General features: G+C 48.1%; 27 protein-coding genes. 4 read left to right on the forward strand and 23 right to left on the reverse strand.

Annotated features, from left to right (window positions below):
• Nucleotides 1-139: 139 nt before the first annotated feature.
• A complete protein-coding gene (locus tag KNO95_RS06370) occupies nt 140-373 on the reverse strand; it encodes a YuzB family protein (RefSeq protein WP_483297374.1) in 234 nt (77 codons plus the stop codon).
• 101 nt (nt 374-474) lie between these two features.
• Here KNO95_RS06370 and KNO95_RS06375 point away from each other — a divergent pair, with 101 nt between their 5' ends.
• On the forward strand, nt 475-1530 hold the full coding sequence (locus KNO95_RS06375; protein ID WP_214699325.1) for an NAD(P)/FAD-dependent oxidoreductase: 1056 nt from the start codon (nt 475-477) through the stop codon (nt 1528-1530).
• 79 nt (nt 1531-1609) lie between these two features.
• Here the strand turns inward: KNO95_RS06375 and KNO95_RS06380 are convergent, their stop codons facing one another.
• Both KNO95_RS06380 and KNO95_RS06385 read right to left on the reverse strand, forming a co-directional pair.
• Nucleotides 1610-2893, reverse strand: a complete 1284-nt coding sequence (locus KNO95_RS06380) for a globin-coupled sensor protein (RefSeq protein WP_214703457.1) — start codon at nt 2891-2893, stop codon at nt 1610-1612.
• 127 nt (nt 2894-3020) lie between these two features.
• The gene (locus KNO95_RS06385) at nt 3021-3308 is read right to left on the reverse strand and encodes a YuzD family protein (protein WP_214699329.1); all 288 of its coding nucleotides are present in this window, start codon (nt 3306-3308) and stop codon (nt 3021-3023) included.
• A 129-nt stretch (nt 3309-3437) separates the two neighbouring features.
• On the opposite strand from KNO95_RS06385, the gene KNO95_RS06390 reads away from it, so the two are divergent.
• Nucleotides 3438-3665 carry a NifU family protein gene (locus KNO95_RS06390; protein ID WP_012726833.1) on the forward strand — a complete coding sequence of 76 codons (228 nt, stop codon included), beginning with the start codon at nt 3438-3440 and terminating at the stop codon, nt 3663-3665.
• Nucleotides 3666-3684: 19 nt separating this feature from the next.
• On the opposite strand, the gene KNO95_RS06395 is transcribed toward KNO95_RS06390, so the two are convergent.
• On the reverse strand, nt 3685-4464 hold the full coding sequence (locus KNO95_RS06395; protein ID WP_214703456.1) for a TIGR01457 family HAD-type hydrolase: 780 nt from the start codon (nt 4462-4464) through the stop codon (nt 3685-3687).
• 4 nt (nt 4465-4468) lie between these two features.
• The gene (locus KNO95_RS06400; protein WP_026825500.1) at nt 4469-4912 is read right to left on the reverse strand and encodes a DUF86 domain-containing protein; all 444 of its coding nucleotides are present in this window, start codon (nt 4910-4912) and stop codon (nt 4469-4471) included.
• 158 nt (nt 4913-5070) lie between these two features.
• Here KNO95_RS06400 and glpX point away from each other — a divergent pair, with 158 nt between their 5' ends.
• Nucleotides 5071-6051, forward strand: coding sequence for a class II fructose-bisphosphatase (glpX, locus tag KNO95_RS06405; RefSeq protein WP_026825499.1), 981 nt, complete (start codon nt 5071-5073; stop codon nt 6049-6051).
• Nucleotides 6052-6092: 41 nt separating this feature from the next.
• Here glpX and KNO95_RS06410 read toward each other — a convergent pair whose 3' ends face one another.
• The 8 genes from KNO95_RS06410 to KNO95_RS06445 form a co-directional block, all read right to left on the reverse strand.
• Nucleotides 6093-6767 (reverse strand): DUF975 family protein, encoded by a 675-nt coding sequence (locus tag KNO95_RS06410; RefSeq protein WP_214878499.1) that lies wholly within the window; start codon nt 6765-6767, stop codon nt 6093-6095.
• A gap of 101 nt (nt 6768-6868) precedes the next feature.
• Nucleotides 6869-7174: a hypothetical protein gene (locus KNO95_RS06415; protein ID WP_214878501.1), complete on the reverse strand. Its 306-nt coding sequence runs from the start codon at nt 7172-7174 to the stop codon at nt 6869-6871.
• 155 nt (nt 7175-7329) lie between these two features.
• Nucleotides 7330-7698 (reverse strand): YutD family protein, encoded by a 369-nt coding sequence (locus KNO95_RS06420; RefSeq protein WP_026825496.1) that lies wholly within the window; start codon nt 7696-7698, stop codon nt 7330-7332.
• Nucleotides 7699-7746: 48 nt separating this feature from the next.
• Nucleotides 7747-9093 carry a bifunctional metallophosphatase/5'-nucleotidase gene (locus KNO95_RS06425; protein ID WP_214878503.1) on the reverse strand — a complete coding sequence of 449 codons (1347 nt, stop codon included), beginning with the start codon at nt 9091-9093 and terminating at the stop codon, nt 7747-7749.
• A 9-nt stretch (nt 9094-9102) separates the two neighbouring features.
• Complete coding sequence (locus KNO95_RS06430) at nt 9103-9948, reverse strand: DUF72 domain-containing protein (protein WP_214878505.1); 846 nt, start codon at nt 9946-9948, stop codon at nt 9103-9105.
• Nucleotides 9949-9959: 11 nt separating this feature from the next.
• Nucleotides 9960-11141, reverse strand: a complete 1182-nt coding sequence (locus KNO95_RS06435; protein WP_214703454.1) for an MFS transporter — start codon at nt 11139-11141, stop codon at nt 9960-9962.
• A gap of 105 nt (nt 11142-11246) precedes the next feature.
• Nucleotides 11247-12566, reverse strand: coding sequence for a branched-chain amino acid transport system II carrier protein (gene brnQ, locus KNO95_RS06440; RefSeq protein WP_214703453.1), 1320 nt, complete (start codon nt 12564-12566; stop codon nt 11247-11249).
• Nucleotides 12567-12771: 205 nt separating this feature from the next.
• Nucleotides 12772-13044 (reverse strand): acylphosphatase, encoded by a 273-nt coding sequence (locus KNO95_RS06445; protein ID WP_214878507.1) that lies wholly within the window; start codon nt 13042-13044, stop codon nt 12772-12774.
• A 92-nt stretch (nt 13045-13136) separates the two neighbouring features.
• Between KNO95_RS06445 and KNO95_RS06450 the strand changes: the two genes are divergently transcribed.
• Complete coding sequence (locus tag KNO95_RS06450; protein WP_026825490.1) at nt 13137-14519, forward strand: alanine/glycine:cation symporter family protein; 1383 nt, start codon at nt 13137-13139, stop codon at nt 14517-14519.
• Nucleotides 14520-14553: 34 nt separating this feature from the next.
• On the opposite strand, the gene KNO95_RS06455 is transcribed toward KNO95_RS06450, so the two are convergent.
• The 10 genes from KNO95_RS06455 to KNO95_RS06500 form a co-directional block, all read right to left on the reverse strand.
• The gene (locus tag KNO95_RS06455; protein ID WP_214703451.1) at nt 14554-15537 is read right to left on the reverse strand and encodes an L-lactate dehydrogenase; all 984 of its coding nucleotides are present in this window, start codon (nt 15535-15537) and stop codon (nt 14554-14556) included.
• Nucleotides 15538-15647: 110 nt separating this feature from the next.
• The gene (sufB, locus tag KNO95_RS06460) at nt 15648-17045 is read right to left on the reverse strand and encodes a Fe-S cluster assembly protein SufB (protein ID WP_012726850.1); all 1398 of its coding nucleotides are present in this window, start codon (nt 17043-17045) and stop codon (nt 15648-15650) included.
• Nucleotides 17046-17064: 19 nt separating this feature from the next.
• Nucleotides 17065-17499: a Fe-S cluster assembly sulfur transfer protein SufU gene (gene sufU, locus KNO95_RS06465; RefSeq protein WP_026825487.1), complete on the reverse strand. Its 435-nt coding sequence runs from the start codon at nt 17497-17499 to the stop codon at nt 17065-17067.
• Nucleotides 17489-18709, reverse strand: coding sequence for a cysteine desulfurase (locus KNO95_RS06470; RefSeq protein WP_214703450.1), 1221 nt, complete (start codon nt 18707-18709; stop codon nt 17489-17491). Before KNO95_RS06470 ends, sufU begins: the two co-directional genes overlap by 11 nt.
• 1 nt (nt 18710) lies before the next feature.
• The gene (sufD, locus tag KNO95_RS06475; protein ID WP_026825485.1) at nt 18711-19979 is read right to left on the reverse strand and encodes a Fe-S cluster assembly protein SufD; all 1269 of its coding nucleotides are present in this window, start codon (nt 19977-19979) and stop codon (nt 18711-18713) included.
• A 12-nt stretch (nt 19980-19991) separates the two neighbouring features.
• Entirely contained in the window at nt 19992-20753 is a 762-nt protein-coding gene (gene sufC, locus KNO95_RS06480) for a Fe-S cluster assembly ATPase SufC (RefSeq protein WP_214699955.1), read from the reverse strand.
• Nucleotides 20754-20931: 178 nt separating this feature from the next.
• Entirely contained in the window at nt 20932-22146 is a 1215-nt protein-coding gene (locus KNO95_RS06485; RefSeq protein ID WP_214878509.1) for an MDR family MFS transporter, read from the reverse strand.
• Between the two features lie 100 nt (nt 22147-22246).
• Nucleotides 22247-23080: a MetQ/NlpA family ABC transporter substrate-binding protein gene (locus KNO95_RS06490; protein ID WP_214699356.1), complete on the reverse strand. Its 834-nt coding sequence runs from the start codon at nt 23078-23080 to the stop codon at nt 22247-22249.
• A 30-nt stretch (nt 23081-23110) separates the two neighbouring features.
• Nucleotides 23111-23773, reverse strand: a complete 663-nt coding sequence (locus KNO95_RS06495; protein ID WP_214703448.1) for a methionine ABC transporter permease — start codon at nt 23771-23773, stop codon at nt 23111-23113.
• A complete protein-coding gene (locus KNO95_RS06500; RefSeq protein WP_214878511.1) occupies nt 23763-24791 on the reverse strand; it encodes a methionine ABC transporter ATP-binding protein in 1029 nt (342 codons plus the stop codon). The genes KNO95_RS06495 and KNO95_RS06500 overlap by 11 nt, the downstream gene beginning before the upstream one ends.
• Nucleotides 24792-24826: the final 35 nt, after the last annotated feature.

The raw sequence follows: 24826 nt of genomic DNA on the forward strand, positions 1-24826 counted from the left end.
CCCTACCGTTTGAAACGCTTTCTTTTTACCGTTGTTAAACGTCAGACAACCTACATTCGAACCTCTTAGAATATACCATCCCTCTTTTTAAAATGCAACGGGTGAAATAAAAAAGTTTGAGGCCATTCCCCCAAACTTTTTACCAAGCCATCTCTTCTATTTTTTCATACACCTTCGATACCAACTCGTCCGGTGTCCCACCAGTCACGACTTCTCCGTCGACAAGGCAGAATAAATCAAGCGAACAGACACCACAGTAGCCTGTGCAGCCGTATTCAACCACATCAAGATCAGGGTCGGATTCCAATTTTGCACGTGCCACTTGTGAGCCCATCGCTAAATTCGAGGCACAAAACTCGATGATTGGATTCATCATATATGTCACCGTCTTTCTTTACGTGAATTATCGGAAAATGGTTCTTCTACGGCAGATTATAACATGATACAGTTGAAGAGTAACAAAGGGGGATTATTATGCGCAAATTAGTCGTCTTAGGTGGCGGTTACGGGGGAATGCGTGTCATCGAAAGAGTTCTTGGGCATCAATTACAAGACATCTCGGTCACGCTCGTCGACCGCTTACCTTATCATGGATTGAAAACAGAGTATTATGCGCTAGCCGCAGGAACGGTCTCAGATCGAGATATTCGTATCGACTTTCCAGAAGAAATTGACTACATATACGGACAAGTCACGGACATCGATACCGAAGACAAAATGGTTCTGCTCGCAAGTGGAGAAAAAGTGCCGTATGATGACCTCGTCATCGGATTAGGTTGTGAGGACAAGTATCACAACGTTCAAGGGGCAGCGGAGTTCACGTATAGCATTCAAACACTTGAAGAGTCACGTAAAACGCAACAAGCAATCAACGGCTTGCGACCTGGCTCGGTCGTCTCTGTCGTTGGGGCAGGACTGTCCGGTGTCGAACTCGCCAGCGAACTTCGTGAGAGCCGACCCGATTTGACGGTCCGTTTGTTCGACCGAGGTCCATCAGTGCTATCGTTCTTATCGAATCGGGTCTCGATGTATGTCCAGTCTTGGTTTGAAGAACATGGCGTTGAAGTCGTCAACAATGCGAATATCACACGCGTCGATGCCGATGGCTTATGGAACCATGAAGACTTGTTCCCGTCTGACTTGACCGTATGGACGGCCGGGATTCAACCGGTCGCTGTGGTACGTAATCAAGGTTGGGAGCTCGATGGGGGCGGGCGTGTCAAATTGACGGAACACCACTTCGTTCCCGGTTTGCCGGACGTCTTCATCGTTGGTGACAATGCAAGTTTGCCTTACGCACCGTCCGGACAACTCGCGGAAGCCCAGGCAGAACAAATCGTTCAAATCCTTCTCTGTAAATGGAAAGGCGTTGCCTATCCGGAGTTACCAGACATCAAACTGAAAGGGACGCTCGGCTCCCTCGGGAAGAAGGCTGGCTTTGGGGTGTTTATGGGGAAACAATCACTTACCGGTAAAGTTGCCCGTCTATTGAAGTCCGGCATTCTTTGGAAACATAAAGTCATCAAATAAACAGGAAGAGTGGCAGTCGCCGGACTGCCACTCTTTCATTTAATATCGAAACTCCGTCTCCTCATCCATAGCGGGCAGTTCAAAGCTTCTCTGTTGAGACTAACAAATCTTCGGACGACGTCGCAATTTGTCTCGTTGCGTGTTGCAACTCCAGAATAGCATTTGTCACTTCTTGAATCTCATCAAACAAATGATTCATCTTACCATCAGTCATCGTCGAGTCTGTAGCGATTTTGACGAACAGATCCGTTACATGATGCATACGATTCATCGAATCTCTCATGTCTCGCTCTGTGATCATCACACGTTCAGTTGTTTCTTCAATTCGTCGATTTAAACGCTCTGTTAAGTGTTCAACTTGTTCGGCTGATGTTTTTGATTGATTAGCGAGTTGTCTCACTTCAGAAGCAACGACCTGAAAACCTTTTCCTTGTTCCCCAGCACGTGCAGCCTCGATCGCCGCGTTCAAACTAAGCATATTCGTTTGGTCTGCGATTCGTTTGACTCCGATAGTGATTGAAGAGATTTCAGACATCAATTGATTGAGTTCACCCATTTGGTGAGCGGAGTTCGATAGCTCTTCTGAGATAATCGTCAACTGGTTCGTCTCATTCATTAGCGCCTCTTTCCCAAACTGTGATGACTCACGCATGTCGCCGAGCGTCTCCTTAGCATCTTCGCTCATAGAACGCATCTCTCCGACCATACCGTTCATCAAACTAAAATTAGCCGTCATCTCTTGTGTCATCGAAACTAGACCCTCTGTGGTCGATTGAACTGCCTTACTTATTTGTTCACGATAGTCAATCTGATTTTTCATTTTAGCTGCTTCTTCATCAAACATTTCTAGAACGATTTGCTGTTCAAAGTTGAAAATCTTTGCCACCGCTGAGATGAGTTTCATTTTTGAAAATGAGTCGAACGATTCCGCTTCGATTTTCTCTAAAATATAATCGAATATTTTTTGGAAGGCCGCCATATACCATTTCCCTTTAAGGCCAATCATATGATGGCGCTTCGCAATCCGATATCGTTTTTCAATGTAAGCTGAGTCAATGATTCCTTCAAACATTTCACCAATATGGGTAGTTAATGTCACTTTGAGTCGGTCCGAAGATGAGTGTTGATTGATGATATGATTCATCTCTTCTATTTCTTCTAAGTGACTATAAAACAGTTGAACAAGTTGAGGCAATACTTCTTGAATCTCATATCGATAGCTTCTCAAATATGCTAAGTCTTCTAATGTCAGTTGAATCAACTGTCGTTGTTGATTTAATTCTGGTGAAAGATCAATGTTGACTTTATCAATTTCGATCACTTTATCCAATTTTATCTGTACGTCTTTCTTTTTCCGAAACATCGCCATCGCCTCCTACAATAAATAGGATACAAAAAGATGAAGTTATTCCCTTCATTCAAAAATAAGGTGTTTTCGTAGACAAAAAAGACGATTTCATCACACATGAAATCGCCTCATCTGTCATATTTTATTTTTGAGTCGCTTCTATCGCCGCGTACACTTTTCGTAATTGAACGACCCCTTCGTCAATCACTTCCCCGTCGAGTAAGACAAGCGGATAGAACCATTCATCATCTTTGAGCGCCTGCGCAAACTCGTCCTCACTCTGTTCGAAATCAATATACTCGAAAGAAAAGGACTGCTCCGGATACTTGCGTCCGAGCGCACTTTGCAACCACTCATACGTCTCGGTCGAACTCGGTGCACCGACACAACTCGCACATTGAACTTCTGCCCCATACACTGTAATTTTCATCTTCATTCCCCCTCGAAACCATTATACAAAAATCTTGCCCACTCCCGATGAGGAAACGCTCAGCGTAAATGATTGAGAAACAATCTCAAACTTGCTAGAATAAAGTAGAACGAGAAAGGGGTAGATACCATGGAAATGTTTGATCAAGTCCAAGAAGTGCTCGATAAATTGCGTCCGTTCTTGCTTCGTGACGGCGGAGACGTCGAACTCGTTGATGTCGAAGAAGGCATCGTCAAGCTCCGTTTGATGGGTGCTTGCGGCAGCTGCCCGTCTTCAACAATCACGTTAAAAGCTGGTATTGAGCGTGCGCTCATCGAAGAAGTACCAGGCATCGTCGAAGTAGAGCAAGTATTCTAAGCAAAAAGGGAGACTTTCGTCATCCCTTTTTTTCGTGCTTCCATTCATCTAAACTCTCGACCATATAGGTTGGGAGTTTTTCTTGTTCCTGAATAAATGCCGGCCCATGTACACCTGTGTTGACATGAAGCGTGCGAATGCCACCATCAATTCCGAACAAAATATCCGTATGATAGTTGTCCCCGACCATCACGACACTCTCTTTCGTCAACCCAATCATGTCCAGTGCAATCTCAATCATGACGGGTTCCGGCTTCCCGATAAAGAATGGTTCTTTTTCTGTCGTCACCGTTAAAACAGACGTGAGTGACCCGTTCCCAGGTAACAAACCACGTTCAGTCGGAATGGCGATGTCACCGTTCGTCGAAATGAATCGAGCCCCCGAACGGATAGCGATTGCTCCTCGTGCCAATTTTTCATATGTGATATGACGATCGAGGCCAATGACCACATAATCCGCTTTCGGTTCATCAGTGACGTGAAACCCACGAGATTCAAGCGCGAGACGAAGCCCATCTTCCCCAATCATATAGACGGTTGCCCCAGGAGACATCTTCTCGATATAAAATGCCGTCGCCATCGCACTCGTCAAGACGTTTTCCGCCTTCACATTCGCTCCCATCGAAATCAACTTATCGGCGATCTGCTGTTGCGTCATTGATGCGTTATTCGTGACGAACAAATACGGAACGCCTGTCGCCTCCAATTCATTCACGAAATCGACTGCCGCTTGAATCGGTTCCGTACCGGCATACATCGTACCGTCTAAATCAAACAAATATCCTTTAATCGGTTCCATCCAATCACTCGCTTTCTGGTAAAAATGCGGACACTGGTCCAAGTTCGACTTCTAAGTAGCGACGAACTTGCTCGGAGAACGCGGTAAATTCTTGTTTTGACGTCTTCAGCCACTCATCGAACCGCGATGCATCTGCATCGACAAACTCACGTACATAGTAAGTCCGCAATCCGACGAGTGCTTTTGTCGCATGTGCCGTCTTTTCATCGAGTACGCGTTCATCGAGTAGAATCTCGACAATGTCTTCATAGCTACCTGGGTCTCTCATGATGAATCCGTCAATCATCGAGTTCCCTACGTCGATAATCCCTTCCATGAGTAGTACGGCCATGCGTTGTTTCGCGAGCTCCACCGTAAACGCATCTCCGCTCAATTGATCGGTATGTGCCAACATCGTCTCGATTTGTTCCAGTGTCTGATTAATCTTCTCTCTATTCACAAAATACATGATGATCCCCCCTGCTGTTAATACTAATCTTTTTTCGTTCAGGAGAAAAGAATCTGTCCTATTTACATCATTTATAAAAATGTGATACACTAATCAACGGATTTAAACCTTAAAAAGTATAACACATTAAATAGATATGACGTGGAGGGTACAACACTATGGAACGTGAATTAGCATTAGAAATCGTACGGGCAACAGAAGCGGCAGCACTCGCTTCTTCGAAATGGATTGGTCGTGGACAAAAAAATGAAGCCGACGACGCTGCAACTTCTGCTATGCGAGAGGTCCTTGGCACGGTCAACATGGATGCGACAGTCGTCATCGGAGAAGGTGAACTCGATGAAGCACCGATGCTATACATCGGAGAACGACTCGGTACCACGTTCGGTCCCAAAGTAGACATCGCCGTCGACCCACTCGAAGGGACATCGATCGTTGCGAAAGGACTCGGTGATGCGATGGTCGTCATCGCTGTCGCGGATGAAGGTGCCCTCCTCCACGCACCAGATATGTATATGGATAAGCTCGTCGTCGGACCGAATTTGAAAGGGAAAGTCTCACTCGACGAACCACTCGAATCTATCATTGAAAAGGCAGCAAAGTATAACAACAAACGCATTGAAGAAGTGACCGTGATCATGCAAGACCGCGATCGCCACGAACATCTTCGTCAAGCCGTCATGAATGTCGGGGCACGTGTCAAGTTGTTCGAGGATGGCGACGTATCAGCCGGAATCGCGGCTGCCGTCAAAACGAACCCGATCGATATCTTCATTAGCACGGGTGGTGCCCCGGAAGGCGTCATCACGGCCGCTGCCGTCAAGGCACTCGGTGGCGACATGCAGGCCCGTCTTCATCCGATGAATGAAGAAGAGTCTGCCCGCGTCATTTCGATGGGATTAAAAGACCCGCTCCAACTCCTCACGCTCGACGACCTCGTCAAGAGTGATGACTGCATCTTTGCTGCAACAGGTGTCACGTCGGGTGAGTTGCTCGATGGCGTCAAGTTCTTGACGGATGATATCGTTGAAACGACATCGCTCGTCATGCGCTCGAAGACACGTACGATCCGAAAAGTCGTGGCCGAGCATTATTTATCATTGAAGCCCTACTTACAAAAAGCTGAAGTCAACGCCTAAACTAAAACGCCTTGCTCAATATGAGCGAGGCGTTTGTTTGATTAAAATCCTTGTTCTGTCCCATGCACCGGCTCGTCTGCACCAGTTATATGGTTGTCACGAATCGAGTCGTAAAATGTCGCATACGTTGTCGAGAAGTATGGTCCGATGAAGAAGAACCCGATTCCAAGTGTCAAGAGCCCGACGAGGAACCAGCCGAAGAAGGACAAGAAGAGCATAAATGCTTCCATCTTGTGACCGTCCATGAGACGACGTGATTCTGTGATGGATTCAAGTGCCGACAGTTCAGGCTGGTCGCGCAAAATGTATGGTGTGAGCGAGTACGAGAATGCTTTGATGATTCCCGGTACGACGAGCAATAACGTCCATAACACGAGGAATACACCCATCACAAACGATGTAATGACATGTTTCACATAACGCATCTGAAACGGTTTGAACATCGTCGAGAGAGAGGCTCCGTTCCCACGTGATACGTTGAGCGCGAGCCATGACCAACCGATGGCAAGTGGGGCGATCAAGATTTGCAAGACATTCGACACGAAACTTAACGTGAGGTCCGTCGACGTGAACGGTTCTGGTGAATTGACGTCCATCTCGGGAGCAAACCATTGCGGAATCCCATTGATGATGAGGAATAAGAGCGCCAACCCGGCCATCAACCACCATTTCCCTTTCAATGCTTGCCGTGCATGTTGTTTCCATTCAGATCTCATAGTAACCCATCCTTTTTCATAGTCTTTCTATAGTGTACGTGAAAAGGTTGAAGTACGTTTCAAAAAATCATAAAAAAAGGGAAAGGAATTTCCCTTTCCGACTAGCGAATCATCACGTTACCTAAAAAGAACTGAGACATGGATAAGATCAATAGCAACACCCCGAGTGATAACACAAGATGTGATGCGACTTTAAAGACACGGCTTCGTAAGAACGAATGGCCGTATTCAAAGCGACGGATGATCAACACATGAAAGAGTTCAAACAGAATGACTGCCGCCGTAAAATAGAAGGTCATCATGATATGGAAACCAAAGAAGAGCATGGCCAATATCCCGAGTCCGAAGTTATGAATTCGATTATGGACGTCATCCCGATCCCCGACGGTCGTTTGTACATATTGCATCCAATCACCTCACTCTAAAAACCAAAACTACGTAGTTATCCTTAATGACAATTTATCACATTTTTCCAACCTCAAAACTCGAAGTCACGACTTTTTACCTAAACGAAATATTTGGAAATCAATTGTAATAAAAAAAGTGCTGACGTCTCAGCACTTCACGCATTTGATTCTTCTGTCTTGTTGAATTTCCGCTTCAACTTCAGTTTTTGCTTCGTTCCACCAAAGACAGGTCCACTCTCTTCTTCATTGATTTCCGTTTCTTTCTTCAAAACGAAATATGGACAACCAAAATTACAATATTCGTATACGTAGTCCATCACGTGATCAATCCGGTTCTCGTACGTCGCCAATTTGGATTTCGGTTCATAGAATCCTTTCAACCGCAATTGACCATGTCCCCAATCACCTACTATATAGTCGTATTTATCAAGCACGTCACTATATCGTGCGATAAACGCTTCTTCATCGAAGCCGTCTCGTTTTTCTTCTAAGACGGTATAACCGTGGCGATTCACTCGAATCATCGCTCCCACCTCCACTCTGTTATCATAGCATGTCACCATCGATGCGCTCTATCCTTTTCGAATCACTTCATGACGGGCGACAATGGTTTCCCGTAATACGTCCCGCAATAACTCAGGCATGAAATATCGTTTCGGTTGGTCTGCCAAATATGGGAGAAGCGGACCGAATGTCAACATATCGACCGTCGCGACGCGGTATGACTGGTTCAGATCCAAGAGCTGTCCCATCACATAAACTTGTCCATCGCGTTGCTCGATTTGATAGAGGCTCGGTTCTCCGAGAACGGTACCTCTGAATCCTAGACCTCTCACATGCATATTCGTGAACGTTTCTTCGTTTACATCATGTAAAAAACGTGCCAACGTTTTGCCGTCTAATGTCAGAACACAAGGGTTGATTGGATGCGGACAAATGTGGTGCAACATATTCAACGTCACTTTCCCGGGAGCAAGTCCTTCTAGCACAACACCGGAAGGGATAATCCCGACGTCTGCCTCACACCAGTCGACCATTCCTTCTACAAGCAAATCGCTGAGAGGGGAGTGTCCAAACCAATCTGACGTGTACCCGTCCGTTTCAGCAATTGTAATGTCAAGAAGTCGTTCGGCCTCTGCCCTTTCCGTATGCAACAAACTCAATGTATCCGGACTATCAGATTGATGTGCTAGTTCGTGCAGACGTGCTTCTTTTGCCACAACTTTCGTCCCGTCAATCGTCAGCGTGACTTCCCCGACATACTTGCCATACTTCCCTGCCTGTGCGATCAACACACCGTTCGTCGTTACACCTTCATCTAAGACGTGATGTGTGTGGGCACCGAGAATGACGTCGATTTCAGGAAACATCTCAGCTAATCGCTCATCCCCAAAAAATCCGAGGTGACTGAGCGCGATGATGACGTCACAATGCGCCAACTGCTTCAACGCTCGCTTCGTCGCGTCCAATGGCGACTCAATTTGCCATCCGAGCTCTGGATACAACTCTTCATATGGAGCAGTCACACCAAACAACCCGATTTTTAAATCATCTTGCTCGAGAACGAGCGTCTCCTCGACCCAATCCGGTCGTGAACCGTCACCCTCATACACATTTCCAAGTAAAACAGGAAATGTCGCTTCGTCATACAGCTCGGCTAGCCAATCATGAGGGAACGTGATCCCTTCGTTATTCCCGATGGTGACAGCCGTCGGTTGGAGTCGCTCAAGTAATCGAACGTTCAACTTCCCACGCGTCACTTCAGTCGCCGGATGTGTGCGATCGGCATGATCTCCTAAATCAAAGTACAGCGTGTCGTCAGTGCGATGTTCTTCTAAAAATGAAACAAGTTTCGGCCATTGGTCGAACTTTGAGTGAAGATCATTGTAGTGAAAAATAGTAAGTATCGTCACGGCCATCCCTTCTTTCTAAAACAAACTGATTTGTCTCGGTGCAAGCTCATATTCGAGCTCAAGAATTTCAATTAGACGCTTCGCATTCGGCGCTGCATCCCCGGCCGAGTTGTTGTTAAAGTATACATACACGTCTTTCGCCTCACGGTCAATCTCGCGAAGTGAAACAGCCAATTCCTGAAGTTCCTCCTCGCTATACCGATACAGACAACGAACGTGCCGCCATTCTTGACTCGTCATCCCCGGCTTTTTAAGCCATCCGGACGTGTTTCGTCCATGCAATCGAACGACCGCGACGTCAGGATTTGTCACGACCGGTACGAAGGGGATGCTACTCTCTTTCGTCTGGGGCTCATCACAAATTGTGTTGATGAAGCGTTGTTCAGCTAAAAATTGGAGCGTACGGTCTCGGAACGCTTCGGAGAACCAAGAAGGATTTCGAAACTCGACGGCAATCTCATAGTCGGAAAGCTCGGCACGTAGTGTTCGTAAATAATCGAGATGCGGTTTTGAGACATCGAACCATGGCGGTAGTTGAACGAGCACAGCTCGTAATTTCCCTGACTTTTTCAATGGGTCGACAGAAACGCGATATCGTTCAAACAACTCAACTAGTGGCGTTTTCGGTTCACGATCGTGTCCGCTCATTTCCCTGGAAACTTTCACGATGAATTGGAAGTGGTCCGGTGTCTCAGCATCCCACTTCTCGAAATTTTTCACAGGTTGTATTGCATAAAATGTCGAATCAACTTCAACGGTCGGAAAATGACCCGCGTACGTTGAAAGTTTTTGTTTTCGTTCTTCTGGAGTTGTATATAACAGATCATGGTCCCCCCAACCCGTCACACCAATGTAAATCATAGCGTCCTCCTTTACGATTCTGAAATAGCGGCTGCCTTTCGCTTCGACCAGTTCCATGTCCCTGTATATGTGATCAACAATAAGACAAGACCCATGATGAACGGATAGCGCATATCGATATCAAAGGCAATACCTGCCAAAGTCGGCCCTAAAATGTTTCCGATACTCATATACGCATTGTTCATCCCCATCGCGAGCCCCTGCTCATTTCCTGCCAGTTTCGAAACAAGCGTATTCAACACCGGTCGTAAAATCGAGGTCGATAAGAAGATGACGAGCGTTACAGCGAAGAACAACATGTATGTCCCTGCGAATAAAGACAACAAAAAGCCAAAGGAAGCAAGCGCGATGAAGGCGAGCACGACCTTGACCTCTCCCAAGAGTTCAACGAGACGATCTACTGCAAATAATTGAACGATGACGCTAACAATTCCTGTCCCGGTCACCATGATAGCAATCTCTTGTGGTGTCGCATCGAACATCTCGCTGACATATAGCCCAAGCACCGATTCATACGCCATTAGTCCAAACGCCATGACCAAGTTGATGACCAACACGAAAAAATAAGGCTTTCGCGTCGACATGACCAGTTGTGTCGGCAACGACTCTTTTACCGTCGGTGCCTTGTATGGAGCACGGTCAGGTTCTTTCAGGAGAAGTATCGAAGAAATGACCGCAATAAAGGATACAATGGCTGAAACGAGCAACGGTGCCTTCAATCCGAACTCGGCAAAAAAACCACCAATCCCTGGCCCGACAACGATTCCAAGTGACATTGCCGCGGAAATATAACTGTTCCCTCGAGCTCGTTGCTCCAGTGTCGTGATATCCGCCACATAGGCAAAAATGGCTGGAATCAATAGCGCAGCACCGACACCCCCGATGGCACGAGATACGAGAAGGACCGTCAAGTTATCGGATAGATAAAAGACACCCATTGAGATCGTGAATCCAATCAGTCCCAAAATAATCATCAATCGACGTCCATAAACATCTGCCCATTTTCCGGCAATCGGTGACATGACAAGTTGGGCACCCGCAAATACGGAAATCATGAGTCCGGCGGCCGTTCCCCCTTCGCCGATCATCTTTAAGTAGTCCGGAATAATCGGTATGATGATCCCGAATCCAGCGACGGCGATAAACATGTTCAACATGAGGATCGCCAATTGTTTTTTTTGTTTTGTCGTCAATGCATGTCACTCCCTTTTCATCTCTTCATTTTACTGTTTGTGCTCGGGTATGGGCAAACAATAAGACAGAAAAAAGCCCATCCTCGACCAAAGGATGGGCAAAATTTAAGAGATGCGTGATTGTGCAAGCGATTCTTGGGTTCCACTCTTCGGAAGGAGAAGCGTGATCACATACACGATCATCGTCGGAACTGCCCAAGCAAGACCAATGTCCGCCATTGGCAAGCTAGTGATCCAAGCTGTTGCCGCAGAAGGTTGGATGCCGTTCCACGTTTCGAAGATTGAAAAAACGAGGGCTGTATAGATCGTCGCTTTCATCGCCACACCAGGGTTGCGTTGAAGACGTTCCGTCACCGATACGAGCACAAGGGCGATCATGACCGGATAGAGAAGCGTGAGAAGTGGGATCGCGATTTGAATCAACGTACCCAATCCGACGAGTGAAATTAAATAACCGAACAATGTAGTCGCAACGACGACATGGTGATACTTGAGTGAATCAAATTGATTACTGATAAAGCGTGAGAACTCTGAAATGAGTCCGACCGCTGTCGTCAAACAAGCAAGGAAGACCGCTAGTCCGAGAGCAAGCATTCCGACTTGTCCGTAAGACGTACCAGCAAACGCTTGAAGAAGGCTTGCACCACTCGTCGTCCCTTCAGCGACCGCCATGTTTGCTCCGATTGATCCGAGCGAGATGTAAACGAGCATCAAACAGGTTACGGCAAGCATACCTGCAGAGCGAAGAAGAGATGATGCTTCTTTTTGATCACTCAATCCATTGGCTTTCAACGTGACGAGGACGATTGCCCCAAAGACGAGGGCCCCGAATACATCCATCGTCAAATAGCCTTGTTGGAAACCTTGACCGAGCGCACCGACCCACGTCTCAAATCCTGCCGCCGGAGCTCCTGGCTCTCCGAGCGGTGCGATGAGGTTCGTGAGCCCAATCGACGCGAGCAAGAACAAGAGGATTGGTGTGATGATGCGTCCGATGACTTCAATCAACTTTTGAGCACGGAGCGTCAAGAAGAACGTCAACCCGAAGAAGACGGTCGAACTCATCGCAAGTGTCAAAGTAGAAGGTGAATCGAGAAACGGAACGAGTCCCATTTCATACGTGACAGCGGCCGTACGCGGGATTCCGAAGAATGGTCCGATGGCCACATACATTAATCCCGTCAAGATGAGTGCGAGACGTTTAGGAATATAACGAGCAATTTGATCTGTTCCACCGCCGACCCGAGCGACTGCGAACAAAGCAAGAAGCGGTAAACCGACACCCGTAATGACGAACCCGATCATCGCCGGTACGAGATTCTCTCCCGCCAAGGCGCCGAGTTCTGGTGGGAACAGCAAGTTCCCGGCCCCAAAGAATAAAGCAAAAATCGTAAACGCTAACGGGAACAATGTCGATTTTTTCATACAACTACCTCCATACACTTGATATTCCGAACGACTTAACAAAAAAATAATAACTAAATTTTCTGACAATATATCGCTTGGTCTATTTCATTATACACACTTCCTACTGTTTGACCACCCCATCTACAAAATTAGAGGTTTAATTTTTAAAAAGGTGGATTTCATAAAAAAACTCCCCTGAAATCTACAAGGAAGTCGTAAGCGCTTAATACTTAATATCGAACGAACGGAAAGCTTGATTTTCTGTTTCCTTCTCCTCAATCTTTTCAACACCGACGAAACGGTTACCGTCTTTCAAAGCTTTTTTAAAGGCTTCAATGTCTTTTTCTGGTCCTTCTACATGAAGTTCGACTGCCCCATCACTTTGATTTCGAACCCAACCTTTGATTCCGTATTGTTGTGCGGTCTCTTGTGAAAAATACCGAAACCCGACTCCTTGGACACGTCCAGATACAATCAAATGTTTAGCAACTCTCATTCTATGTTCCTCCTTTATTTTGACAAAGATGTTTAGACGTCCTTACTTTAGGAAACAGTATTTAAGTAAAATAATGGAATTGGAGTGGTTTTATGAATGACTTTATTAATTTCGTGACAACGATTTCGGACTGGCTTTGGGGCGTGCCCATCATCTCGTTACTCGTCTTATCCGGTGTCTTCCTCACGATCAAGCTCGGCTTCTTTCAGTTTCGTTACCCAATCTACATATTCAAGCAAACGTTTGGCAGCATCTTCAAAAAACCAAAAGGTGAAGGCGACATCAGCCCGAGACAAGCATTGACATCAGCCCTCTCTTCAACAGTCGGGGCCGCGAACATCATCGGTGTACCTGCAGCGATTATGTTCGGGGGACCGGGTGCCATCTTTTGGATGTGGGTCATCGCCATCATCGGCATGGCCATCAAATTCTCAGAGAGCGTGTTGGCCGTTCACTATCGTGAAAAAAATGATGCCGGCGAATTCGTCGGGGGGCCGGTCTATTACATAGCAAAAGGACTTCGGTGGAAATGGCTCGCAACTTGGTTCGCTTTCGCGCTTATGATCGAACTCATTCCGAGTATCATGGTTCAAGGAAACGCTGTTAGCTCCGCAGTCCGTGAAACATTCAATGGGAATACGCTCATCACTGGCATTCTCATCGCTTGTCTCGTCGGCATCATCGTCTTCGGAGGACTGAAGCGCATCGCCAAAGTGACCGAGGTCGTCGTACCCGGTATGGCACTCATTTATGTCGGGGCCGGACTCGTGATCGTCTTGATGAACCTATCTGAAATCCCCGACGTGCTCAGTCTCATCTTCTCTTATGCGTTCGAGCCAATGGCAGCATTCGGTGGATTCGCTGGGGCCGCAGTCGCCGAGACGATTCGTTGGGGCTTCGCCCGCGGACTCTATTCGAATGAAGCAGGTCTTGGGACGGCACCAATCGCTCATGCCGCCGCACAGACTGACCATCCGGTACGACAAGGGTTCTGGGCGGTCATCGGTATCGTCATCGACACGCTCATCATCTGTAGCACGACCGCATTCGTCGTTCTCTCTTCAGGTGTCTGGACGGCTGACGGTGCGATGGAAGACCCTGCTGCCTTGACGACAATCGCTTTCCGCGAATACTTCGGTTACACAGGAAGTTTACTCGTCACGATCTCACTCATCTTCTTCGTGCTCTCGACGATCATCGTCATCATCTTTTACGGCTCACGTCAGGCCGAGTACTTGTTCGGGTTGACGGCAGGTAAGGTCATGAAGGCGGTCTATATCGTCTCCATCGTCATCGGTTCGATCGGTGGAGCGCAGATGATCTGGAACTTCCTCGACTTGATGCTCGCGATGATTCTCATCCCGAACATGATTGCCGTCCTACTTTTAAGCAGTGAAGTAAAACGATTGACGAACGAGTTCTTTACGTCAGAGAAGTATTATAAAAAAGATATCGCCGAAGAAAAGGCGTCTTAACCAACAATCCGACTGCTCGCGCAGTCGGATTTTTTTAGGATGCGGGTTCGACCTTCTCGATTCCCGCCTTGATGGCTTGTACCGACGCATCAAACTTCTGTTGTTCTTCGTCCGTCAATTCAATCTCGATGATCTTTCGAATACCGCTCCGGTCAATCAAGGCCGGTACGCCGATATGCACGTCACTCGCCCCGTATTCGCCGTCTAAGTGGGCGCCAATCGTCACGACAGAGTTTTCATTTCGCACGATGGCCCTAATGATGCGAAGCAAACCGACCCCAATCGCATAGTAGGCAGCGTTCTTATGCTCAATGATTTGATAGGCGGCGTTTCGTACCTCTGTATAGATGGCTTCCAAGTGTTCAAACTGATACTTTTCATTTTCAGCTAACAGTTCATCGATACTCTTCCCATAGATGCGGGCGTTATGCCACGCGACAAATCCGGTATCGCCATGTTCGCCCATGTAGTAGGCATGACAGTTCCGTGATGACAGTTCGAAATAGTCTCCAAGTTTGTAGCGGAGTCGTGCCGTATCCAGCACGGTGCCTGAACCGATAACGCGTTCTTTCGGTAAGCCCGATGCTTTCCAGGCGACGTGCGCCACCACATCGACCGGGTTCGTAGCGACGACTAAGATACCGTCGAATCCGCTCTTCATCAAGTCTTCTGTCACGGTGCGGACGACCTTGGCGTTTTGGTCGACGAGGTCCATCCGCGTCTGACCCGGCTTTTGTGCTGCCCCTGCCGTGATGACGACAATGTCTGCGTCTTTACAATCCGAGTAATCACCTGCCCAAATCCGGACCGGTGTCGGGGCGAAGGAGATGCCGTGATTGAGGTCCATCGCCTCCCCTTCCGCCTTGGCATGGTTCGAGTCGATTAAGACGAGCTCTTCACAAAGGGCAGCCGTCGATAATTGATAGGCAAAACTGACCCCAACCCAACCGGCACCGATGACGGCGATACGGGTGATGTCTTTTGGGTCAATATAATCTTTATCCAGAATATGTGACATATAAATCCTTCCTTTCCATGAATCATTCTCTTGTTTAGCATACCCTACATACGGGATAGACATAACAAAAAACGGACCCCTTTTTTTAAGGAGTCCGTCCTTTAAACGATTTATCCAATCGAACCTTCCATCTCGAACTTGATGAGACGGTTCATTTCGACCGCATATTCCATTGGCAATTCTTTTGTGAATGGCTCGATGAAGCCCATGACGATCATTTCTGTCGCTTCTTCTTCCGAGATTCCACGGCTCATGAGGTAGAAGAGTTGCTCTTCTGACACTTTTGAGACTTTCGCTTCGTGCTCGAGTGAGACTTGATCGTTCAAGATTTCGTTGTACGGAATTGTATCTGACGTCGACTCGTTGTCCATGATGAGCGTGTCACACTCGATGTTCGAGCGCGCGCCCTTCGCCTTACGGCCGAAGTGGACGATTCCACGGTATGATACTTTCCCGCCTTGTTTCGAAATCGATTTCGAGACGATTGACGACGACGTGTTCGGTGCGAGGTGAATCATTTTCGCTCCAGCGTCTTGGTGTTGTCCTTTACCAGCGAGGGCGATGGAGAGTGTCATCCCACGTGCGCCTTCCCCTTTCAAGATGACAGCCGGGTATTTCATCGTGAGTTTCGATCCGATGTTTCCATCGATCCACTCCATCGACCCACCCGCTTCACAGACGGCACGTTTCGTTACCAAGTTGTAGACGTTGTTCGCCCAGTTTTGGATTGTCGTGTAACGGCAGTAAGCGTCTTTATTGACGAAGATCTCAACGACCGCTGAGTGAAGCGAGTTCGTTGTGTAAACCGGTGCCGTACATCCTTCGACGTAATGAACCGATGCGCCTTCGTCGACGATGATGAGCGTACGCTCGAACTGCCCCATGTTTTCCGAGTTGATACGGAAGTAGGCTTGGAGCGGTTGCTCGAGTTTCACGCCTTTTGGTACGTAGATGAACGAGCCACCCGACCAAACAGCTGAGTTGAGGGCCGCGAACTTGTTGTCCGTCGGCGGGATCAACTTCCCGAAGTACTCTTTGAAGATTTCTTCGTCTTCTTTGAGTGCTGTGTCTGTATCTTTGAAGATGACACCTTTTTCTTCGAAGTCTTCTTGCATGCTGTGGTAGACGACCTCAGACTCATACTGAGCCGAGACACCGGCCAAGTATTTTTGCTCTGCTTCTGGGATACCGAGCTTGTCAAACGTACGTTTGATTTCTTCCGGTACCTCGTCCCATGAGCGTTCTGTCTTCTCAGATGGTTTGACATAGTAAGTGATTTCGTCGAAATCAAGTGCCGAGAGGTCTCCGCCCCATGTCGGCATCGCCATCTTGTTGAAGTGATCCAACGACTTCAAACGGAAGTCGAGCATCCATTGTGGCTCTTCTTTCATGCGCGAGATCGTCTCTACGATTTCTGTCGTCAAGCCGCGGCCTGAACGGAAAATCGAAACGTCCCGATCATGGAAGCCGTATTTATAATCGCCAATTTCCGGCATATTCTTTGCCATATCGGTCTCCTCCTTCTCCTTACGCGTCCTCGTCTACTCCTTTTTCAAGCGCTTTCCACGCGAGCGTGGCACACTTGATTCGAGCCGGGAATTTCGATACGCCTGAGAGCGCCTCGATATCACCGAGGTCAAACGTATCCGTGTCGTACTCTTTGCCTTGAACCATTTCAGAGAAGATGTTGGCGAGTTGAAGCGCCTCTTCTACTGTTTTTCCTTTAACGATTTGGGTCATCATCGATGCCGAGGCGAGACTGATGGAGCAACCTTCCCCTTCAAACTTCGCATCTTTGACGATGTCGTCTTCGACTTGTAGTTGAAGGCGAAGTGAGTCCCCACACGTCGGGTTGTTCAAGTCCACCGTCACGCCATCTTCGATGACGCCACGGTTTCTTGGGTTTTTATAGTGATCCATGATGACCTGGCGGTACAACATGTCGAGATTATTAAAACTCATAATTGAAATACTCCTTCGTTTGACGTAATCCTTCGATGAAGCGGTCGACTTCTTCTTTTGTATTGTACAAATAGAAGCTCGCCCGTGCCGTCGATGATTGCTTCAAAAGACGCATGAGTGGTTGTGCACAGTGGTGACCGGCACGAACCGCGATGCCTTGCATATCGAGAACGGTCGCGAGGTCGTGCGCGTGCACGTCCTTCAAGTTGAACGTGACGAGGCCGACGCGATCTTCAGGACCGTAAATCTCAATCCCATCAATCGTTTTCATCTGCTCGATCGCATAAGTTGCGAGTTCACGTTCGTGTGCTTCGACGTTCTCAAGACCGATTTCTTCTAAGAAATCGATGGCTGCCGCAAGTCCGACCGCCCCGGCGATAATCGGTGTACCCGCTTCGAAGCGATACGGGATGTCTTTCCACGTCGATTCATATAAATCGACATAGTCGATCATCTCGCCACCGAACTCGACCGGCTCCATGTTTTTGAGAAGCTGTTTCTTCCCGTATAAGACACCGATTCCAGTTGGTCCGAGCATCTTATGCCCAGAAAAGGCGAGGAAATCACAATCGAGCGCTTGGACATCAAGTTTACGATGCGGTGCACTCTGTGCGGCATCGACGACCATGACGGCACCCAACTCATGCGCAAGTCGAGTGACTTCGGCAATCGGGTTGATTGTACCGAGCACGTTCGAGACGTGACTCATCGCGACGATTTTTGTACGATCCGATAAGACCGCTTGAACCGCATCGAGTGTGACACGTCCATCCGGCGTAAGTTCGACATATCGAAGCGTTGCGCCTTTTCGCTTGGCGAGTTGTTGCCACGGGATTAAGTTCGCATGGTGTTCCATCGGAGTGAGGACGATTTCGTCGCCTGCACCGACATTCGCATCCCCGTAGCTCGACGCGACCAAGTTGATCGCCGTGGTCGTTCCACGAGTGAAAATGATTTCTTCAGGAACCGCCGCATGGATGAACGAGCGGACGCGTTCGCGTGCTCCTTCATATGCATCCGTCGCTTGCGTCCCGAGCGTATGGACGCCACGATGCACGTTCGAATGGTTGCGACGATAATAGTCCTCGATCGCCTCGATGACAGCGAGCGGCTTTTGTGAGCTCGCCGCGCTATCAAGATAAACGAGCGGGTGTCCATTGATTTCCTGATCTAAAATCGGAAACTGTTCACGAATCGAGGCGTTCAACATCTTAACGTACTTTCCCTTCGATGACTTCGCGGAGACGGTCTTTGACCGAATCGATTGCGAGTTCTTCGACGACAGGCGTCAAGAATCCGTGAATGATTAAACGCTCTGCCTCTTGGCGAGACAATCCACGGCTCATCAAGTAGTACAATTGAACATCATCGACACGACCGACTGACGCTGCGTGACCTGCCATTACGTCATCTTCATCGATGAGAAGAATCGGGTTGGCATCACCACGTGCTTTTTCAGAGAGCATCAAGACGCGCTCTGTTTGTACACCGTTCGATTTTGACGCACCGTGGTGAATCATCGATGTCCCGCTGAAGATCGCAGTCGCTGCGTCTTTTTGAACACCGTGAATCATGATGAACCCTTCAGATGCTTTCCCGAAGTGGTCGGTACGGATGTTGAAGTTTTGTTTTTGTGCACCGCGACCGATCGTCACAGCTTTTGTATCCGAATACGTGTTGTCACCGACGAGGTGAGTCTTCGTCTCGACGACCGAGTTCCCGTCGTTCATGTGACCGAGCGCCCAATCGAGGCGACCGTTCGCATAGACGACACCGCGACGGTTCATGAACGTGAGTGCTGACTCAGCGAGCTGATCGACACCACCGAAGACGACTTTCGCGTTCTCTCCAGCGAACACTTCCGTCACGACGTTGACCGTGTGCGGTTCGTTCGTACCAGAAAGGAAGTTTTCGATGTATGTCACTTCACTGCCTTCGTCTGCGACGAGGATCGTGTGGTGATAGAGGGCGCCGTTCGCCTGTTCCATCGTGAAGATCGCTTGGAGCGGATCTTTTAATTGCGTGTTTTTCGGTACATAGATAAACGCACCACCATTTGTGAGGGCAGCATTTAACGCCGAAAGACGCTCTTCATCGACACGTACGCCTTCTGTCATGAAATATTTCTCAACGAGCTCAGGATGTTGCTCCATCGCTTCTTTGATTCCCATAAATAAGACGCCTTCTGGCATCGATAATTCGTTATAGACGATATGACCGTTGCGTTCAACGAGCACGTTTGTCCGGTGGTCTCCGAGAAGTGATTCGATGTCTGCTGTCAAACCGTCTTTCGTTTCGAGTTCGACATCTCCCGCTGTGAAGTCCCACTTATCGATCTTAATCTTTTCAACTTTTGGCAAAGCAAGTGTCGGCGCAAGTTCTGCTGCCTCTTTACGACGGTTGACCATCCATGCTGGTCCACCGAGCGCTTCTGCACGTGCCGACAACGCTTGTGCATCCAATTCAAATTGTACGGTCATCGTACAGCCTCCTTACGCTTCTGTGTCTACTGTCATTCCAAGTTCTTGCTTCACCCAGTCGTAACCTTCTGCCTCGAGTCGTTGTGCGAGCTCTTTACCACCAGACAAGACGATTTTCCCGTCCATCATGATGTGTACAAAATCTGGCTCAATATAGTTGAGGAGACGTTGGTAGTGCGTGATGATCAAGCAACCAAACTCTTCTGAGCGCATTTCGTTTACACCTTTTGCGACAACTTTCAGAGCATCGATATCAAGTCCAGAGTCGATTTCATCCAAGATGGCGATGTTCGGTTGAATCATCATCATTTGAAGAATTTCGTTACGTTTCTTCTCACCACCTGAGAATCCTTCGTTTAAGTAACGGTGTGCCATTTCAGAAGGGATTTCGAGAAGCCCCATCTTCGTATCGAGTTCACGGATGAACTTCATGAGCGAGATTTCTTGACCTTCTTCACGACGTGAGTTGATTGCTGAACGCAAGAAGTCCGCGTTTGTGACACCGCTGATTTCAGCCGGGTACTGCATCGCAAGGAACATCCCTGCTTGTGCGCGCTCGTCGACTTCCATCTCGAGGACATCTTCGCCGTTTAATTCGACGCTTCCCCCAGTGACCTCATAAAGTGGATGGCCCATGAGTGCTGATGCGAGTGTTGATTTACCAGTCCCGTTCGGACCCATGATGGCATGAATTTCGCCACCTTTAATTTCTAGGTTAAGACCTTTGACAATCTCTTTTCCTTCGATTGAGACGCGGAGGTCATCAATTTTCATTTGTGGTACGTTAGACATTCGGATACCCCTTCCGTATTTTCTTGCCAAATTGTTTGGCGTAGATTAGATATATTCTAATCTTAGACTAGTCGATTTTTTATTTCAAGCGACTCACCTTACGATTCATTCTCAATAGAATGATAAAAGTTGAGAATGCTAATAGTAGGAAATCAAGACATTAGCCGGCACTCTCCTCCATGAGTGCGAGAACAGCTTTTCGTTCTCGTACAGCAGCGGCGAAGAAGAAGGAACCGCATCCTGTCAATATCGCCAAACTACCGAATACCGGAAGCGAAGATTGACCAAACGTATCGAGTAACATGCCCCCGATAATCGGCCCAATCGTCTGTCCGAGCGACGTCAATCCCATCGCTCCAAAATAAGTTCCCCGCAAATGTTCCGGCGCAAGTTCATCCGTTAAGACGTCCGTCATCGTGAACATCAACACTTCACCGACCGTGAAAATGACCATTGCGACAAAGAGGACCCATTCCACTGTAGCGAATCCAATCAACAACAGCCCGAACGACAGTGTCGAGATGCCGAAAAAGAGCGATTTGATCGGGGAGACACGAATCCCGAAACGCATAATCGGATACTGGACGATGAGGACCGTGATGGCGTTCGTCGTCAATAAGTAAGCAAATAATCTTGAGCCGTCTTCTAACCCATCACTCAGCGCAATGAATTGAGGAAGTGTCGAATTGAACTGACTGTAACCGATGATTGCAAAAATCATACCGATGATGACCGCCCGAAACGTCCGATCGTCCCGTAAGACGCGGAATGTCTCCGTCAGGCGCGGACGTACCTTTACTCCATCCCCTTCTTCAAACGGATATTTATAGAATAAGAATGAGATGATCATGCCGTATATGATGTAGACGGCGGTCACGACAAAAAAGGCGGTCTTCACACCAGTTAGTGACAACACGACTGCTAACAGTGGTCCGATGGCTGCGGCGATGTTGATCATAAAGTAACGGACGTTATAGACGATGACTCGCTCTTCTGCCTGGGTCGTGTCACTGATGAGTGCACGTGAAGCCGGTTCTAGAAAAGAGCGTGACATCCCCATCAAAATCGATAGCATGTAAAACCAAAATAGCTCTGTCGCGAGCGCAAGTCCTGCGAACGTGACGGCATTGAGCACGATCCCGATGAGCATGAGCTGTTTTCGTCCATAGCGGTCAGATAGCGTCCCTCCAAAGAAACTCATGAACAGGCCCGAAAGTGCCGTCACGGCAAAAATCGTTCCAATTACACTCGCTGAAAAGCCGAGCGTGGCCAAATAAATCGCAAAAAATGGCATGACAAAAAACGTCGCCAGTCGTGCAAAAAACGTCCCGAACAAGACGCCCCACGTCAGTGGATGAATCTGTCTGAACTTCATCCAAATCCCCCCTTTTCTTTCATATATGTAGTGTACTTCTCTTCATGAAAGAACACTAGACAAAAAAAGACTCAGGGGATGACCCCTGAGTCGAGCTGATTTATTGTTGTACCGGTACGACCGCACCTTTGTATTCGTCTAAGATCCATTGCTGTGTCTCTTCAGACGTCAACACTTCGAGGAGTGCCTTGACGCGCTCATCTTCTTCGTCCCCTTCACGTGTGACGATTAAGTTGACGTATGGTGAATCTTCCCCTTCAAGTGCGATGGCATCTTCAAGCGGGTTGAGACCTGCGTCAATCGCATAGTTCGTATTGATAAGGACCGCATCGCCTTCTCCATTTTTAAATGCCGTTGTGAGTAAAGTCGCTTCTACGTCCGTCTTGAACTCTAAGTCTTTCGGATTGTCAACGATATCAGATACTGTCGCATCGACTGTTTTGCCTTCTGCGAGTGTGATGAGTCCTTCTGATTGGAGCATCGTAAGAATTCGTCCGTGGTCAGCGACCGATGAACTCATGATGATTTCTGCCCCTTCCGGAAGTTCATCGAGCGATTTGTAAGTTTGTGAGTAGACCCCGATCGGCTCGATGTGGACGCCACCCGCTGAGGCAAATTTGTAATCTTTGTTTTCAGTCATTTGTGACTTGAGGTACGGCTCATGTTGGAAGTAGTTCGCATCGAGCTCCCCGCTCGCGAGCGTCTTGTTCGGAAGTACGTAGTCTTGGAACTTCTTGATTTCAAGCTTGTACCCTTTTGCCTCATATTCTTCTTGGACGTGCTCTAAAATCTCAGCGTGCGGTACGTTCGATGCACCGACGATCAATGTTTTTTCATCGCCAGACCCCGAGTCTGCCTCTTCTCCGCCGCAAGCCGCGAGAACCGTGAATGCTGATAAAGCTGTCAATCCGAGTACTGTTTTCCAAGTTTTCATAATGAATCCCTCCAAATAATATATGTTGTATTAAGCTGAACGTTTATCAATTTTTGTAACGAGTCGGTCACCGATGAACTGGATGACGAACACGATCAACAAGATGAGCACCGTCGCCACGAACGTGACGTCGTTTTGTGAACGCTGGAACCCTTCCAAATAGGCCAAGTTCCCGAGACCGCCGCCTCCGACGACTCCGGCCATCGCCGTATAGCCGACGATTGCAACGATGGTCACTGTAATCCCGGAGACGAGCGCCGGGAGTGCTTCAGGAATTAACACTTTATAGATGATTTGCCATTTCGTCGCTCCCATCGACTCTGCTGCCTCGATGACCCCTCGGTCTACTTCGCGAAGCGCAAGTTCGACCATTCGAGCATAGAACGGTGCCGCGCCGATGATGAGCGCCGGAAGCGCCGCCGTCGAACCGAGCATCGTATCGAGTAAGAACAGCGTGAACGGGATGAGTAAGATAATCAAAATGATGAACGGGATCGAACGGAACACGTTGACGATTGCGCTGACAAAGACGTAAATCGGACGATTCTTCAATAATAGCGATTCGTTTGTAATATAGAGAACCAAACCTAAAGCGAGTCCGATCACAAACGTCGCCACACCTGCGACGAGCGTCATATATAACGTCTCCCAAGTCTGCTCCATCATAATTTGCCAATCTACGTTAGGAAACATCGCTTTCCACCTCCACTTCTACGGATTGCGAACGAATCGACGCGATGGCGCGTTCGATTTCACTTGCTTCCCCAATCAGTTGGATGAATAGCGTACCGAGCGCACCGACTTGTGACTGGGTCACGTTCCCACCGATAATGTTGAATCCGATGTCATGTGTTTTAAGAACGTCAGACAAAATCGGGTGCTCTGCCGTCTCGTTCAAGAATTTCAATTTGACGATTTGACCGCTCGGATACCGTTCCTTCAAATGTTCGAACGTGAGCGACAAATCGTCGACCGCTCCGATTTGTTTGACGAACTCTTTCGTGATCGGTTGTTTCGGATGTTGGAACACGTCCGAGACTTGACCCGTCTCGACGACTTTTCCTGCTTCCATCACGGCGACTCGGTGACAGATCTTTTGAATCACGTGCATCTCATGCGTGATGAGGACAATCGTCAATCCGAGTTTCTTATTGATACTGACGAGCAGTTCGAGAATCGAATCCGTCGTCTTTGGGTCGAGTGCACTCGTTGCTTCGTCACAGAGGAGCACCTCTGGGTCTGTGGCGAGCGCGCGTGCGATCCCGACTCGCTGCTTTTGACCGCCCGATAATTGTGACGGATAGCTGTCCTCGCGACCGGCCAATCCAACGAGTTCGACGAGTTCTTGAACCCGACGTTTCCGCTCACTTGCCGGCACCCCAATCAGCTCGAGCGGAAAACTGATATTTTCTGCGACCGTACGCGACCATAGAAGGTTAAAGTGTTGGAAGACCATCGAGACGTTTTTACGGACACCTCGTAATTCTTTCGGGCTGAGTTTCGTCAGCTCGCTGCCGGCGACCTCGATTTCACCGCTTGATGGTGATTCGAGACGATTGAGCAATCGGATGAGCGTTGACTTCCCTGCCCCTGAATATCCGATTATTCCAAAAATTTCACCGCGATCAATCGTTAGTGATACATCATCAACCGCCTGGACACGACCATTTTTCGTATCGAACCATTTGGCGACGTTTCGTAATTGAATCAATATATTTCCCTCCTGACAACAAAAAAAGCGCACAC

The sequence above is a fragment of the Exiguobacterium sp. ERU653 genome (assembly GCF_018617775.1).
Lineage (GTDB): Bacteria > Bacillota > Bacilli > Exiguobacteriales > Exiguobacteriaceae > Exiguobacterium > Exiguobacterium marinum.